Origin of the sequence: Leifsonia sp. C5G2, assembly GCF_013359685.1 — a bacterium.
Classification (GTDB): domain Bacteria; phylum Actinomycetota; class Actinomycetes; order Actinomycetales; family Microbacteriaceae; genus Leifsonia.
In genome coordinates this window covers 79274-93864 of sequence record NZ_JABFMV010000013.1, presented here as the reverse complement: position 1 = coordinate 93864, position 14591 = coordinate 79274, and the positions used below count along the sequence as shown (strand labels likewise).

15 protein-coding genes are annotated in these 14591 nt (G+C 71.2%); 11 read left to right on the top strand and 4 right to left on the bottom strand.

What is annotated here, in order from left to right:
* The first annotated feature begins 42 nt into the window (after positions 1-42).
* From HNO83_RS16090 to HNO83_RS16070, 5 genes are all read left to right on the top strand, one after another.
* On the top strand, positions 43-1032 hold the full coding sequence (locus tag HNO83_RS16090; protein ID WP_175338536.1) for a LacI family DNA-binding transcriptional regulator: 990 nt from the start codon (positions 43-45) through the stop codon (positions 1030-1032).
* Between the two features lie 31 nt (positions 1033-1063).
* Positions 1064-2005 (top strand): aldo/keto reductase, encoded by a 942-nt coding sequence (locus HNO83_RS16085; protein ID WP_175338535.1) that lies wholly within the window; start codon positions 1064-1066, stop codon positions 2003-2005.
* A gap of 42 nt (positions 2006-2047) precedes the next feature.
* Positions 2048-3697, top strand: coding sequence for a GMC family oxidoreductase (locus HNO83_RS16080; protein ID WP_175338534.1), 1650 nt, complete (start codon positions 2048-2050; stop codon positions 3695-3697).
* 31 nt (positions 3698-3728) lie between these two features.
* Positions 3729-4445 carry a gluconate 2-dehydrogenase subunit 3 family protein gene (locus HNO83_RS16075; protein ID WP_175338533.1) on the top strand — a complete coding sequence of 239 codons (717 nt, stop codon included), beginning with the start codon at positions 3729-3731 and terminating at the stop codon, positions 4443-4445.
* Positions 4446-4554: 109 nt separating this feature from the next.
* The gene (locus tag HNO83_RS16070) at positions 4555-5538 is read left to right on the top strand and encodes a LacI family DNA-binding transcriptional regulator (RefSeq protein WP_175338586.1); all 984 of its coding nucleotides are present in this window, start codon (positions 4555-4557) and stop codon (positions 5536-5538) included.
* Between the two features lie 83 nt (positions 5539-5621).
* Here the strand turns inward: HNO83_RS16070 and HNO83_RS16065 are convergent, their stop codons facing one another.
* Positions 5622-6203 (bottom strand): TetR/AcrR family transcriptional regulator, encoded by a 582-nt coding sequence (locus HNO83_RS16065; RefSeq protein ID WP_175338532.1) that lies wholly within the window; start codon positions 6201-6203, stop codon positions 5622-5624.
* Positions 6204-6290: 87 nt separating this feature from the next.
* Between HNO83_RS16065 and HNO83_RS16060 the strand changes: the two genes are divergently transcribed.
* From HNO83_RS16060 to HNO83_RS16035, 6 genes are all read left to right on the top strand, one after another.
* On the top strand, positions 6291-6983 hold the full coding sequence (locus HNO83_RS16060; RefSeq protein ID WP_175338531.1) for an SDR family NAD(P)-dependent oxidoreductase: 693 nt from the start codon (positions 6291-6293) through the stop codon (positions 6981-6983).
* 53 nt (positions 6984-7036) lie between these two features.
* Complete coding sequence (locus HNO83_RS16055) at positions 7037-8140, top strand: glycerate kinase (protein ID WP_175338530.1); 1104 nt, start codon at positions 7037-7039, stop codon at positions 8138-8140.
* A gap of 106 nt (positions 8141-8246) precedes the next feature.
* Positions 8247-9029: an SDR family oxidoreductase gene (locus HNO83_RS16050; protein ID WP_175338529.1), complete on the top strand. Its 783-nt coding sequence runs from the start codon at positions 8247-8249 to the stop codon at positions 9027-9029.
* 26 nt (positions 9030-9055) lie between these two features.
* Positions 9056-9712, top strand: coding sequence for a DUF1345 domain-containing protein (locus HNO83_RS16045; RefSeq protein ID WP_175338528.1), 657 nt, complete (start codon positions 9056-9058; stop codon positions 9710-9712).
* Between the two features lie 119 nt (positions 9713-9831).
* Complete coding sequence (locus HNO83_RS16040) at positions 9832-10215, top strand: hypothetical protein (protein ID WP_175338527.1); 384 nt, start codon at positions 9832-9834, stop codon at positions 10213-10215.
* A gap of 36 nt (positions 10216-10251) precedes the next feature.
* Complete coding sequence (locus HNO83_RS16035; protein ID WP_175338526.1) at positions 10252-10620, top strand: DUF4190 domain-containing protein; 369 nt, start codon at positions 10252-10254, stop codon at positions 10618-10620.
* 25 nt (positions 10621-10645) lie between these two features.
* On the opposite strand, the gene HNO83_RS16030 is transcribed toward HNO83_RS16035, so the two are convergent.
* The 3 genes from HNO83_RS16030 to HNO83_RS20465 are packed head-to-tail and all read right to left on the bottom strand — an operon-like array spanning position 10646 to position 14534.
* On the bottom strand, positions 10646-12253 hold the full coding sequence (locus tag HNO83_RS16030; RefSeq protein WP_175338525.1) for an MFS transporter: 1608 nt from the start codon (positions 12251-12253) through the stop codon (positions 10646-10648).
* Positions 12250-12900: a hypothetical protein gene (locus HNO83_RS16025; protein ID WP_175338524.1), complete on the bottom strand. Its 651-nt coding sequence runs from the start codon at positions 12898-12900 to the stop codon at positions 12250-12252. Before HNO83_RS16025 ends, HNO83_RS16030 begins: the two co-directional genes overlap by 4 nt.
* Entirely contained in the window at positions 12897-14534 is a 1638-nt protein-coding gene (locus HNO83_RS20465) for a DUF5996 family protein (RefSeq protein ID WP_249776781.1), read from the bottom strand. The genes HNO83_RS16025 and HNO83_RS20465 overlap by 4 nt, the downstream gene beginning before the upstream one ends.
* Positions 14535-14591 lie beyond the last annotated feature (57 nt).

Genomic DNA, 14591 nt, shown 5'->3' with positions numbered 1-14591 from the left:
CCTTCGAGCAACGAGAAGCAGTCGACGACTCGCGGTGCCAGGATGATCGACGTCGCACGGCTCGCCGGGGTCTCGCAGCAGACCGTCTCCCGGGTCGTCAACGGGAGTCCCAACGTGGCCCCGGATGTCCGGGACCGGGTGGAGACCGCCATCCAGCAGCTCCGCTACCGCCGCAACCCCGCCGCTCGCGCCCTGGCCAACGGCCGGACGATGAACATCGGGATCGTGAGTTTCGGCCTCGCCCAGTACGGACCGTCCGTGGCTCTGAGCGGGATCGCCGACGAAGCGAGAAAGGCCGGTTACGCGACCAACCTCGTCACCCTCGGCGACGTGGACCGGGCGGCCATGAAGGCGGCGCTCGAACACCTGGTGGAGGACTCGGTCGACGGGATCGTGGTGCTCGCCCCGGTGCAGGCCGCGCTCGAGGCCATCTCGGGGCTGGACGCCGGCGTCCCCCTCGTCTTCTTCGAGCCGGGCGCGTCGGAGGGCACGCGGAGTGTCGCGACCGACGAGGTCTCCGGGGCGGAGCTCGCCACGCGGCACCTGCTGGACCTCGGCCATGAGACGGTCTGGCAGGTCGCCGGGCCCGGCGGCTGGCTGGGCAGCGACGCACGCCTCCGCGGCTGGGCGCAGACCCTCGCCTCCGAGGGGCGGGTGACCAACCAGGTGTTCGCCGGGGACTGGTCGACCCGCTCCGGGTACGCCGCGGGAGTCGAGATCGCGGAGAACCCGGCGATCACGGCGGTGTTCGTCGCCAACGACCAGATGGCGCTCGGCGTCATCAAGGCGCTCACCGACGCGGGCCTGCGGGTGCCGGAGGACGTCAGCGTCGTCGGCTTCGACGACGTCCCCGAGTCGCAGTACTACTGCCCCGCGCTGACCACGATCCGGCTCGACTTCGAAGAGGTCGGACGGCTGGCGGTAGACCGCATCCTGCACTTGATGCGCGGCGGCCAGGCCGGCCCGCTCCCGCGGGTCAGCCCGACGCTCGTCGTCCGGCAGAGCGCGGCGCCGCCCTCACGAACCCCCTGAACCAGAGAACCCCAGAGAGAAAGCGAAGCGCATGACCATCAAGAAACTCGGGCGCACCGGGCTGACCGTCTCCGACGTCTGCGTCGGGACGAGCGCCCTCGGCAGCTTCCCCGCGCAGTACGGCTACGAAGTGGACACCGAGACGGCGGTGGCGACCATCCGTCGCGTCTTCGACGGGCCGTTCACCTTCATCGACACCTCCAACGAGTACGGCGGCGGCGACAGCGAGAAGCGCATCGGGCAGGCGATCCGCGAGAACGGCGGAGTGCCGGAGGGCTACCTGGTGGCGACCAAGGTCGACCCCGTCCCGGGCACCACCGACTTCTCCGGCGACCGGGTGCGCCGGTCCGTCGAGGAGAGCCTCGAGCGCCTGGGCCTCGACCACCTTCCGCTGGTGTACCTCCACGACCCCGAGAAGATCAGCTTCGAGGAGGGCGTCGGCCCCGGCGGCCCGCTGGAGGCGCTGATCGCGCTGCGGGACGAAGGGGTCATCGGCCACCTCGGCGTCGCGGGCGGCCCGATCGACCTCGAACTGCAGTACCTCGCGACGGAGGCCTTCGACGCGGTCATCAGCCACAACCGGTTCACTCTCGTCGATCAGTCGGCCGAGCCCCTGCTCGACGACGCGCAGGCGCGCGGGGTGGCGTTCGTGAACGCGGCGCCGTTCGGCGGCGGGATGCTCGTGAAGGGCCCGGACGCCGTCCCCACCTACTGCTACGCACCGGTCGCCGACGAGGTGCTCGAACGTGTGCGCCGGATGGAGGCGCTCTGCGCCGAGTTCGGCGTCCCGCTCGCCGCGGCCGCCCTGCAGTTCTCGCTGCGCGACCCGCGGGTCACCTCCACGATCGTCGGCATGTCCGAGCCGAAGCGTGTCGCCCAGACCGTGGAGCTCGCCGAGTTCGCCGTCCCCGACGCGCTCTGGGACGAACTGCTGCCGATCGCGCGCCTCGGCCGCGCCGGGGTGCTCGCCTAGCCGGCGCACCCCAGAACAGAACGTCACAAGGAAGGACAGACAATGACCACCCTCAAGAACCCCGAGCCGGTCGACGTCGTGATCGTCGGCGCCGGCGCCGGCGGCGCGACCGCCGCGAAGGTGCTGACCGAAGCGGGCCTCCGCGTGGTCGGCCTCGAACGCGGCCCGTGGCTGAAGCCCGAGCACGCGTCCGGCGACGAGCTCAAGTTCCTCAACCGCAACTTCATCTGGCAGGACCCCAAGCTCAAGCCGCGCACGTACCGTCAGAACGACAGCGAGGAAGCCGTCATCACCAACTTCTCGGCGACACCGCAGGTCGTCGGCGGCGGCACCACGCACTGGGGCGGGATGGTGCCCCGGATGACCGAGAACGACTTCCGTCTCCGCTCGCTGCACGGCGACGTCGAGGGTGCGAGCCTGGTCGACTGGCCGATCACGTACGACGACCTCGAGCCCTACTACACCCGGGTCGAGTGGGAGTTCGGCACGTCCGGCCTCGGTGGAGCCAACCGCTGGGAGGGCCGCCGCAGCCGGGACTACCCGACCAAGCCCGCTCCGCTCAGCCAGATCGGCCGCAAGTTCGCGACCGCGATGAACAAGATGGGGCACAGCACCTTCCCCATGCCCCAGGGCATGGTGACCGAGCCGTACCGCGGCCGCAAGCCGTTCAGCGAGAACGGCTTCTGGCAGCAGTACCCGGACCCGGGCAACGGCAAGTCGTCGACGTTGATCAGCTTCATCCCGGATGCGGTCAACACGGGTCTCTACGACCTGCGGTCCGACTGCTACGTCAGCGAGATCCTCGTCGACAAGACCGGCAAGGCGACCGGCGTGCGCTATCAGGACGAGAACGGCAACGAGTTCGTGCAGAACGCGAAGGCCGTCATCGTCTGCGGCGGCGGCATCGAGACCCCGCGCCTGCTGCTCATGTCGAAGTCCGCGCTGTTCCCGGACGGGCTGGGCAACGGCAGCGGGCAGGTCGGCAAGAACGCGACGTTCCACCAGTACTCGTTCTCGGTCGGGCTCTTCGACAAGGAGCTGCACGACCCGCTCTACGGCTGGTCGGGGCACTACATGAACCTGTGCTCGTTCGACTTCTACGAGACGGACGAGTCGCGCGGGCACATCCTCGGGTCGCTCATCTTCCCGTCGATGCTGGGTCACCCCGTGAACTGGAGCTTCCCCGGCCGCCCGACCTGGGGCCAGGCCGCCAAGGACGCCGACCGCGACCTGTTCAACTACAGCATGAAGATCGGGATCCTGCTGCACGACCTCCCCGTGGAGTCGAACCGTGTGGACCTCGACCCGACGGTGAAGGACGCCTGGGGCCTCCCGGTCGCGCGCATCACGCACACGCCGCACCAGAACGACTTCGCCCAGGAGAAGTGGCAGGTGAAGAAGAACGGCGAGATCCTGGAGGCCGCGGGGGCATCCAAGGTCGTGCCCGTCAACATGGAGCGCATCACCGGGAACACCTCGCACGAGCTCGGCACCGCGCGCATGGGCAACGACCCGGCGACGTCGGTCGTGGACAAGTGGTGCCGCTCGCACGAGGTCCCCAACCTCTACGTGTTCGACGCGAGCTTCTTCCCGACGGCGACGGGCATCAACCCCGCGCTCACGATCATGGCGAACGCCTGGCGTTGCGCCGATCGCATCATCGCCGTGGACCGCCACGGCTGGACCGACTGACCGGCCGACCTCAGAGGAGACGACGAAAACAATGGGACAGGCAGAATGGGTCACCGTACCGATCTCGGCACGAGACACGGATGGGCCGCTGTTCTTCACGGAGCACGAGTGGGCGACTGTCGAGGCCGCCACTGCGCGCATCATTCCGACGGACCACCACCCGGGGGCGAAGGAGGCGGGGGTGGTGCGCTTCATCGACCGGATGCTGGCGGGGACGCAGTTCGTCTTCCCGGCCGCTGACGGGAAAGGGTTCCTCCGCATGGAGGGGCTCGAGGAGAAGGCCTGGCAGGAGCGCATCGAGAGCCGGCAGACGTTCTACCGCGAGGGGATCGTCGAGCTCGACGGCATCGCCGCCGAGCGGTTCGGCGCCGACTTCGTCGACCTCGACGACGATCAGCAGGACACCGTCCTCGAGATCATCTCGAAGAAGGAGAAGCCGGCGAAGTTCGTCTTCGCCGAGTCGGACGGCCAGGGGAGCGGGGGAGCGCCCGCGGGCAACCAGCCGGTGAACGAGGACTTCCTGGAGTTCTTCCCGCTCCTGGTCCTCAACACCCGGCAGGGCTTCTACGGCGACCCGGTGTACGGCGGGAACGACAACCGCGTCGGCTGGCGCGTGATCGGCTTCCCCGGGCCGCCGTCGCTGGCCGCCACCATGGACGGCAGCTACACGACGCTCGAGTACATGATCCCGGAGGCCGAGTGGCCGTACGAGCAGCACCCGGCCGTGCTGCGCTACGGGAACCGCTGAGCGCGGTCCGCAGGGCCGCGACCGGCCGGGCGCTTCGGGGCGCCGGGCCGGTCGCGGCCATAATTGGGGGATGACCGAGACGAGAGCGGCCGCGCCGCGCGCGGCACGCATGGTGGATGTCGCCCGTCTCGCCGGGGTGTCGCAGCAGACGGTCTCGCGCGTGGTCAACGGGCACAGCAACGTCTCCCCTGAGATCCGCGACCGGGTGGAGGCGGCGATGGCGCAGCTGCGCTATCGCCGCAACTCGGCCGCCAGGGCCCTGGCGACCAGCCGGTCGATGAATCTCGGGGTGCTCAGCTATGCGCTCTCCGTCCACGGTCCGGCGCTGGCGCTGTTCGGCATCTCGGAGGAGGCCCGCAGGAACGGCTACTCCACGAGCCTCGTCAGCATCGCGGAGGTGGACCAGGCCAGTATCAGGGCCGGGCTGGACTCCCTCGTCGAGGGAGGAGTCGACGCGATCGTCGTCCTCGCGCCCATGACCGCGGCGACGGAGGTCCTGCAGCGGCTCGACGCGGATGTCCCGGTCGTCCGCTTCGAGCAGGGCTCGCCCGCCGGGCCGACCACGATCTCCATCGACGAGACCCTGGGGGCCCAGCTGGCCACCCGTCACCTCCTCGACCTCGGTCACCGTACGGTGCACTTCGTGGGCGGCCCGCAGGGGTGGATGGCGTCGGAGGCGCGCCGGCACGGCTGGCAGACCGAGCTCGCCCTCGCCGGGCGCCCCGTCCCCGCCGAATTCGCGTCGGAGGACTGGTCGGCGGAGGCCGGGTATCGCGCCGGCCTCGAGATCGCCGCCGATCGATCCATCACCGCCGTGCTGGCGATCAACGACGTGATGGCGCTCGGCGTCATGAAGGCCCTCCACGACCGCGGGATCGGCGTTCCCGGCGACGTGAGCGTCGTCGGTTTCGACGACCGCGACGAGTCGGCCTTCTTCCAGCCCGCCTTGACCACCGTCCGCCTCGACTTCACCGAGGTCGGCCGGCTCGCCGTCGAGAGCGTGCTCCGCGCTCTGCGCGGGGAGGCATCCGCCACGATCCCGCTGATCCAGCCCGAGCTCAAGGTGCGCGACAGTACGAGCCGGCCTCGCTGAGCGGTTCTCGGCCGGTTCGACAGCCAATCCGCCGCAGGCAAGGGCCCGGACTATGCGGCCGCGGTCGCGCGAGGCGGCCTCAGTCATCGCCGGAGGACTGGGCCGGCCTCGAGTCCGTCGGCGATGATGTCGAGCATGCGGGACCGCTGGGCGGGTGGGGCGTCCGCGCCGAGGACCGCGGCGAGCAGAGCAGCGACATCGTGAGGGTCTGCGTCGGAGCGGATGTCGCCGGCCGTCCTGCCGGCCGTCAGGAAGCGATCGACGACAGCCACGAGCCTGGCTCGCATCTCGTCGTACCTCAGATCGCCGGAGGCGACGATCGCACCCACGCTCTCGATCATCCCGAGCTTGGTCGCCGCCCATTCGGCGAACCGGTCCATCCACTCGCGGAGGGCGCGGTGGGGAGGCAGATCGGCGAGCAGGGCATCCGCGGCGATCCCCAGACGCTCCACCTGGTCCTGGTAGACGGCCGAGACGAGCGCTTCCCGAGTCGGGAAATGCCGGTAGAGCGTCGCGATGCCCACGCCGGCCTCTCGGGCTATCGACTCCAGCGGGACCCGCCCGGACCGAGTGGCGAACGCGCGGGCCGCGACCGCGAGGAGCGTCTCGCGGTTGCGTCGCGCCTCGGCGATCCGAGCTCTCGGTGGGGGGTCGACAGCGGTCATACATTGCGGATCCTACTCCCGGCGGCTATCGTCTGAAGTTCAATCGGAGGATCCTCCGATTGAACTTCCGAGCAGTAGGAGTGAACAGTGGGCGTCTTGATCGTCTTCGGCTACGGTCCCGGCATCTCGCAGGCGACGGCCGAGCGGTTCGGCCGAGAGGGATACTCGGTGGCGCTGGTCGGGCGCAATCGTGAACGGCTCGCCGCCGGGGTGGAGCTGTTGTCCCGCGAGGGGATCGAGGCGCGGGCTTTCCGGGCGGACGCGTCGGAGATCTCGTCCATCCGAAGCGCCGTCGACGACATCAGGACGCAGCTCGGCTCGCCGACCGCCCTGTTGTGGACGGCGTTCCGGAGCGGCGGGGTGTCGGATGTCCTGCAGACGCCGCCGGAGGAGATCGAGCGCGTCTTCGACGTGAGCATCGCCGGCCTGCTCGCCTGCGTTCAGGCCGTCCTCGGCGATTTGACGAGGTCGAGCGGTTCGGCGGCTATCCTGGTCGCGAATGGCGCTCTCGGCGAGGCGACCTCCGAGGCCGATGCATACTCCAGGTTCCTCGACAACGACGGCGTGAGCCTGGAGAACGCTGCGAAGACGAAGCTCGTCGGCATCCTCGCCGAGCGCCTGCGCGCAGACGGCGTCTATGTCGGGGAGATCACCATCGCAGGGTCCGTCGGGGGTACGGCCACCGCGAGTCCTACCGCCATTCCCCCTGCGACGATCGCCGACACCTTCTGGTCGATGGCCACCGAGCGGACGATGACCCGCATCCGGATCGCGGAGTGACGGCCCCGGCGGCGGGCAAGGCCGCAGCGTGAGGACTCTCCTAGGCTGGGTACGTGAGCGTCATCGTCGTCGCGCCCGACTCGTTCAAGGGCTCCGCCTCCGCCACTGAAATCGCGGGTGCGCTCGCCGAGGGGTGGCGGTCGGAGCGGCCGCACGACAGGCTCGTGCCCGCGCCCATGGCCGACGGCGGGGAGGGCACCCTCGACGCCTTCGCCGCCGCGGTCCCGGAGGCGGTCGCGCATCCCGTGCGGGTGACGGGACCGGATGGCGTCCCGATAGAGGCGGCCTGGCTGCTCCTCCCGGACGGAACGGCGCTCGTCGAACTGGCGGCGACCAGCGGACTCGGCCGGATGCGGACGCTCGCGCCGTTCGACGCCCACACGATCGGGTTCGGGGAGGCCGTCGCGGACGCGCTCGCCGCCGGCGCCACCGGCTTGCTGCTCGCGATCGGCGGAAGCGCCTCGACCGACGGCGGAACCGGCGCGCTCTCGGCGCTCGGTGCGCGCTTCCTCGACGCGGTCGGACGGGACGTCCCGCCGGGAAACCGCGGGCTGGCGGCTCTCGCGAGCGTGGACCTGTCGGGTCTGGTCCCGCTTCCCCACGGCGGTGCGCGCATCCTGAGCGACGTCACCAGCCGGCTGCTGGGTCCAGAAGGCGCGGCAGCGGTGTTCGGGCCGCAGAAGGGCGCGGCCCCCTCGGATGTGCCGGTGCTGGAGGCGGGGCTGCGCCGCCTGGCCGACGTGCTGAGCACGTCCGGAGCCGCCGTCGATCCGGACGAGCCGGGCGCGGGCGCCGCCGGCGGCACCGGCTTCGGCCTGCTGCTCTGGGGCGCGAGGATGGCGCCGGGCGCAGCGGCGGTCGGCGACGCGATGGGACTTCCCGCGACGATCGCCGGGGCCGACGCGGTCATCACCGGCGAGGGCCGGTTCGACAGCCAGTCCGCCGCAGGCAAGGTCCCGGCTTACGTGGCCGCGCGGGCGGGCGAAGCCGGGGTCCCGGCGCTTCTGGTCGCGGGCGCGATCGCCGCGCCGACCGACGGCTTCGCCGACGCCGTCGCGCTGACGGAGCTCGCGGGTGGCGCGGCGGAGACGATGGCCGACCCGCACCGCTGGGCCCGGGCCGCCGGAGCGGAACTCGCCCGGCGCTTCCGCGGCTGAGGCGGACCGGTCGGAGTGCAGATGAGTCGTAGCCACCGCCACGCCGCCTCGCTACCCTGACGCCAGGGCCGCACGGGCGCGGGCGGCGTCGTGGAGAGGGGGAGTCATGTCTCGTGTCTCGGTCGTCACCGGTGCCGCCTCGGGGATCGGACGGGCGACGAAGGAGCTGTTGGAGAGCCGGGGCGAGCGCGTGATCGGGGTCGACATCCACGACGCCGAGGTGGTCGTCGACCTGTCGACCGCGGAGGGCCGCGCGAGCCTGGCGGACGGCGTCCGGAGCGTGCACGACGGACCAGTGGATGCGGTGCTCGCGATCGCGGGACTCGCGGTCGCCGCCCCGCCGACCGTCGCGGTCAACTACTTCGGCACGCTCGCCACGCTCGACGGCCTGCGGCCCCTGCTGACCGGCTCGCCGGCGCCGCGCGCCGTGCTGGTCTCCTCCATGGCCGCTCTGATGCCGACGGACGCCGAACTGGTCGCCCTGCTCGCGTCGGGCGACGAGATGGCTGCGCTGGCCCGCGCCGGGGAGCTGGCGCAGGATCCCGCGACGACGGGTGCCCAGATCTACTCCTCGACGAAGCTCGGGCTCGACAAGTGGGTGCGCCGACAGGCCGCCACCGAGCAGTGGGCCGGTGCAGGCATCCCGCTGAACGCCGTCGCGCCCGGCATCATCGCCACGCCGATGACCGCGGACCTGATCGCGACACCGGAGGCGCGTCACGCGCTCCTGGGGCTGGTGCCCATGCCGCTGAACGGGATCGCCGAGCCGATCGTCGTCGCGCGCCTGCTGGCGTGGCTGACGAGCGAGGAGAACACGCACCTCTGCGGGCAGATCGTCTACGTCGACGGCGGAAGCGACGTCGTCCTGCGCGGCGACAGCGTGTGGTGAGCTCGGCCCCGGGGGATACGGAGAAGGTGCCGTACCTCGTCGCCGACGGACACAGGAACCTGGCCGCCCTCGGTGTGGCCGCCGTCGTCACCCTCGTCGCATTCTTCGCCTACGCCTCCTTCGCCCGCGTGCGCTTCACCGCCGACACGGTCGCGGTCACGGCGTTCGTCTTCTGGATCGCGTACTCGGTCGGGTTCCTCGTGATGACGCACGCCCTCCTCGGCCGGGTGGACAGACGCACCCTCGCCCGGTGGATCGCCGCGACCGCGGGTCCGATCCGCACCCTCCCGACGATCAACGCCCAATGGTCGGTGCTCGCGACCATCGCCGTCGGCGCCGTGCTGGTGTTGCCGGGGCTGCTGGACAGCGTGCTGGCGAACATCCTCAGTTTCGCCGTCGTCGTCAGCTCCTGGCTGGTCACGGTGACCTCCTACGCGGTGCACTACGCCCGGCTGGACGCGGAGCAGCGCTCGGTCGAGCTGCCGGGCGACGGGGGAGACGGCCCCGTGTTCGCCGACTTCTACTATCTGTCGGCGCAGATCGCGACGACGTTCTCGTCGTCGGACGTCAACATCCTCACCACCCGCGCCCGCCGCGTCGTCACCGGGCAGACCTACATCGCCTTCGCGTTCAGCACGTTCATCATCGCCCTGCTCATCAGCGTGCTCTTCCTGAGCAATTGACCGGGGCCGTCCCGGCATCCTGCTGGCCCAGCGGGATGCGAAGAGAGCCGGATACTCGCTAGAGTGACGGATCGTGCCGACGTCGGCGCGCATCCGACCATCGACCCGGGGGAACCGCCATGGCCTCTGCCCACGATTTCTTCCTCCTCGGTGACCACGAGGCCGCCAAGCACCTCGTCGCCTCCACCCTCCACGGCGAGGGCTTCACGGTCACCACCACGCCCGCCGGCGGGCTGCTCGCCAAGCGGGGAAGCGCTGCCGCCACCGTGTGGCTGGGCGGTCTCGCAGGCAAGAACTTCCATATGTCCTTCGTCGTCGACTTCATGGTCGACCAGCAGGGCCGGCTCGTCGCGCGCCTCAACCGCAACATGACCGGCGGGGCGCTGAAGGGCGGAGCCATCGGCGCCGCCAAGACGAACACGGCGTTCGAGCAGACCGCCAACGCGGTCGGCGCCGCCCTCCACCAGGCGGGCGTGCTGGCCGAGAGCATCTCGCAGCCGTAGACCGCATCCACCTCACCCGACAGGAGACACCTCACCATGACCGACCAGAACCCGCAGAACTACCCGCCCGCCCCGCAGCCGGGCTACCCGCAGCAGCCGGGCTACCCGCAGCAGCCGGGCTACCAGCAGCAGCCGGCGTACACGCCGTACCCGACACAGCCGGCCGGCACCAACGTGCTCGCGATCATCTCGCTGATCGGCGCCTTCGTCTTCCCGCTCGCCGGCGTGATCTGCGGACACATCGCGCTGAGCCAGATCAAGCGCACCGGCGAGAACGGCCGCGGGCTCGCGATCGCGGGCCTCATCATCGGCTACGTCTACATCGCGTTCGTCGTCCTGTTCGTGATCTTCGCGATCGTCGCCGGCGTGATCGCCGCGTCGAGCGGGTCGAGCTACAGCTACTGACCGCGAAGCCGCGGAGGCGGCCCGGTCAGGCGGCGTGGAAGAAGTGCCGCTCGACCGGGTCGCCTTCGCAGTATGCGCGCGCCGCATCCCACAGCTCCCGGTCTCGGCCGGTGAAACGCTGGGTGCGCTGCCGCGCGAACTCGCCCCAGGACGGGACGAGGAAGGTCTCGAGCATGGTCTCGGCGTCTTCGCCGCTGCGGTACAGCCGCCAGCGGTAGCCGCCGGTGCGCCGCCGGCTGTCGCCGACGCGGCGGATCGCCGCCTCGAACGCCGCCTGGTCCGCCTGCGGCACCCGATAGGCGATCTCGATCAGCACCGGCCCGTCGGTCGGCTCCGGTTCGAAGACGAGCATCGGCTCCGGCCAGGAGTTCGCGATGCTGCGGTCGATGGTGGAGGTGCCCGGCAGGAGCGGCAGGATCGCGACGCTGCCCGCCACGGCCAGCAGCAGCACGGCCGCGATCACCAGCGCAGCCGTCGTGCCGAGGCCCTGCGCCAGCAGGCCGAAGGCGAACGAGCCGACGGCCATCGACCCCATGAAGAACAGGATGTAGACCGAGACCGCCCGCGAGCGCACCCACTGCGGCAGGGTCAGCTGCAGCGCGGCGTTGAGCACGGTCAGCGTCCCGATCCACGCCAAGCCCGCGATGGCGAGCACGACCAGGGCGACGGCGAACGGGGCGAAGGCGGCGGCGACCGACCCGGCCGCGAACAGCACGGCGCTGGCGGCGATGATCGCGTTGTCGCTGACGCGCTTCCGCGCGAGCGGCAGGAGGAACACGCCCGCCACTGCGCCGACGCCCAGCGCGCCGAGCAGCAGGCCGTACCCGCTCGAGTTCAACCCGAGCCGCGTCGCGGTCAGCGGCAGCAGCGCCCACAGTGCGCTCGCGGGGAGGGCGAACAGCACGGACCGCAGCAGGATACGGCGCACCAGGTGGGCGGAGAGCGTGTAGCGGACCCCGGCGCGTAGGGCCGGAAGGAACCGTTCGCGGTCGTCGAGTCCCTGCTGCGGCGGCCGGCGCCACCAGATCAGCGCGACCACCGCGACGACGAAGCTCAGTGCGTTGATGCCGAAGACGACGGCCGTGCCGAACAGTGAGAGCGCGACACCCGCCAGAGCGGGGCCGATGGCGCGGGCGCCGTTGACAGTCACACCGCCGAGCGCGGCGGCGGCGACCACCTCCTCCCGGGGCACGAGCTCCGGCTGGATGGCCTGCCAGGCCGGTGAGGTGAGCGTGGAGGCGACCCCCAGCAGCAGCGTCACTCCGAGCAGCAGCGGAGCGGTCAGCGCGCCCGCCGCCGTCACGACCGTGAGGGCCACAGCGAGCACGGCGCTGGCCACGGACCCCCAGATCAGCAGCTTGCGGCGGTCGAAGGAGTCGGCGAGCACACCAGCCGGCAGCGAGAACAGCACGGCGGGCGCCAGGCTCGCCGTCTGCACCAGAGCGATGACGATGCTGTCGGCGTGCGCCTCCACCAGGAACCACTGCGCGCCGACCGTCTGCATCCAGGTGCCGATGTTGCTGCCCAGCTGGGCGAACCACAGCGTGCGGAACACCGTACGGGCTAGCGGCGCCCAGGGGGAGACGGTGGGCGCCGCCGCTGCGGCCGGCGCGGCCGTGGGCTGCCCGGTCACGAGCGGCCGGTCGTGGAGGTCGGGTCGGCGGTCAGCAGGTCGCGCAGCCTCCCGTAGCGGGTCTCCTGGTAGGCCCCGTGGACGACGATGAGCACGATGGCCGCCGCGACACCGACCGCGATGCTGAGCGGGAGGGTGCGCGACGGCAGGTAGACCAGCAGCGAGACCCCGACGCCGGCGACCATGGAGTTGACGATCGCGATGGCGGAGGAGATCGTGAAGAACACGCCGCGCCGGTATCCCCGCTGGCCGATCTCCAGCAGCTCGTTGGGGGCCCGTCCCGCCGGCATCGGGAAGTATGCGTCGGCGCCGGGGAGGAGACCCGCGTAGTAGCGGCGGATGCGTTGGATCGAGGCGAGGGCGGCGACGTCCTCCAGCGAGGTCTGCACCAGCCGCTCGTAGGTGAAGACGCCGAGGATGACGACCACCGGGATGATCACGCCGAGGAAGCCGAAGGCGACGAGCGCGCTGGACAGCGTCATCAGATAGAGGGACGCGCGGCTGCTGGACTCGCTGACCGTGATGCCGCGCGCCGACTCCAGCACGAAGTGCTCGGTCAGCAGCGCGTTGTAGAAGGCGAGCGGGCGGTCGCCCAAGGACGCGGCCGAGTCGGCCGCGTCCGGAAGCCCGGCAGCGCCGTCGCTCACCGCGTCACCTCGAGCTCGCCCGGCCACCGCCCCAGCTCGGCCGCCGCGCTGTGGGTGGCCTGCAGGAAGGCCCGCACCAGCGCATCCGGGTCGGCCGAGCGGCGCACGACCTCGTACGGCAGCAGGAACTCGCCCAGCTCCGCGCTGAAGTACGCTCCCTCCGGCACCGGGGCGTCCGCGTAGCCCTCCGGTGCCGGGTACGCGTACGAGTAGTACGCCCCTTCGGCCCCGCCGCCGGGCCAGAAGCCGGCGCTGCTCAGCTCATGCGAGTACCCCTCGTGCATCACGCTGTCGGGGCAGTTCGGTGCGCCGCCGGGATGCTGCGGTGCGGTCCGCCCGGAGAACCGCGTGACCGCCAGATCCATCGCGCCCCAGAAGTAGTGCACGGGGCTGACCTTGCCGACGAAGTCGGAGCGGAAGCGCTGCAAGTTCTGCTCGGCGTCGATCAGCTGCCGCCAGAACGCCTGCGCATGCTCCGGAACGTAGGTGCAGTGCCCGGTGTCCTCCGCGAACGGGATCGCGACCTCGACCTCGTTCGGGACCGGGTGGATGCGCACCTCGACGCCGAGCTCACCGAGGGCGTCCAGCGTCGCCTCGTAGAACGAAGCGACCGACTGGCCGGCGAACGGAACCGTGCGCCGCCCGCCGTCGCTCGTGCGGACGACCAGCTCGTGCTCGACGAAGTCGAACTCCAGGTCGAGGATGCCGGCGGGCACCGGGATGGGACCGGTGCTGAGTCCGCGCGCGCTCAGGTAAAGAGTCACGTGCCACCAGTGGTTCACCGGCGGCGTCAGGGCCATCCGGATCTTGCCGACGATCTGCGTCCACAGGTGGAGCGTCTCGCGGGTGGCCTGCCAGGAGTCGACGGGGAGTTCGGGGCGCATGGGGTCCTTCCGGCTCGGGCGTGCGGGCGCTCTCAGCCTACGGCGCGACGCCCCTAGAGCAGGGTGCTGCCGAGCACCCGGTGCGCGACCGAGATGGACTCGCCGCTGACCACCGAGCGCGGGGACGCGAGGAACGCGATGAGGTCCGCGATCTGCTCCGGCGACGACTCGCCGCCGCGGCCCGGCGCGACCGTCGCATCGGGCGTGGTCGTCACGAGCCCCGGGGTTGACGACGTTGACCGCGACACCGGTGCCGGCCAGCTCGTCGGCGAGGTTCTTCGCGATGAGGATGGTGGAGGCGTTGCGCACCGACGCAGCGATGCTGCCGGTGAAGTAGGCGTTCTGGCCGCTGATGACGACGATCCGGCCGAAGCCGGCCTCCCGCATCGACGGGATCGCGGCGGCGGCGACGCGCAGGAACGCCAGCGCCTTCCCGTCCACGGCCTTCAGGATCTGCTCGGGGTCCGAGCTGCGCGCCGGGTCGAGGGTCTGCGCGGGCGGTGCGGCGGTGACCACCAGGGCGTCGATGCGCCCGTGGCGCTCCAGCACGCTGTCGACGGCGCGGCGCACACTGTCCTCGTCGGAGGCGTCCAGCGTCACGTGCTCGACGTCCCCTGCGCCGTCGCCCGCGCTGCGGGAGGCGACGACCACGGTCGCGCCCTCGGCGCGGAGCCGGTCGGCGACCGCCGAGCCGATGAAGCCGGTGCCGCCCACGACCAGGGCGACGCGATTCGTGAAATCGAGATCCATGTCAGGGCCAACCGTGGAGTGCCGCGGGCGATTCCCGTCGGACGGCGACGCCCGGAG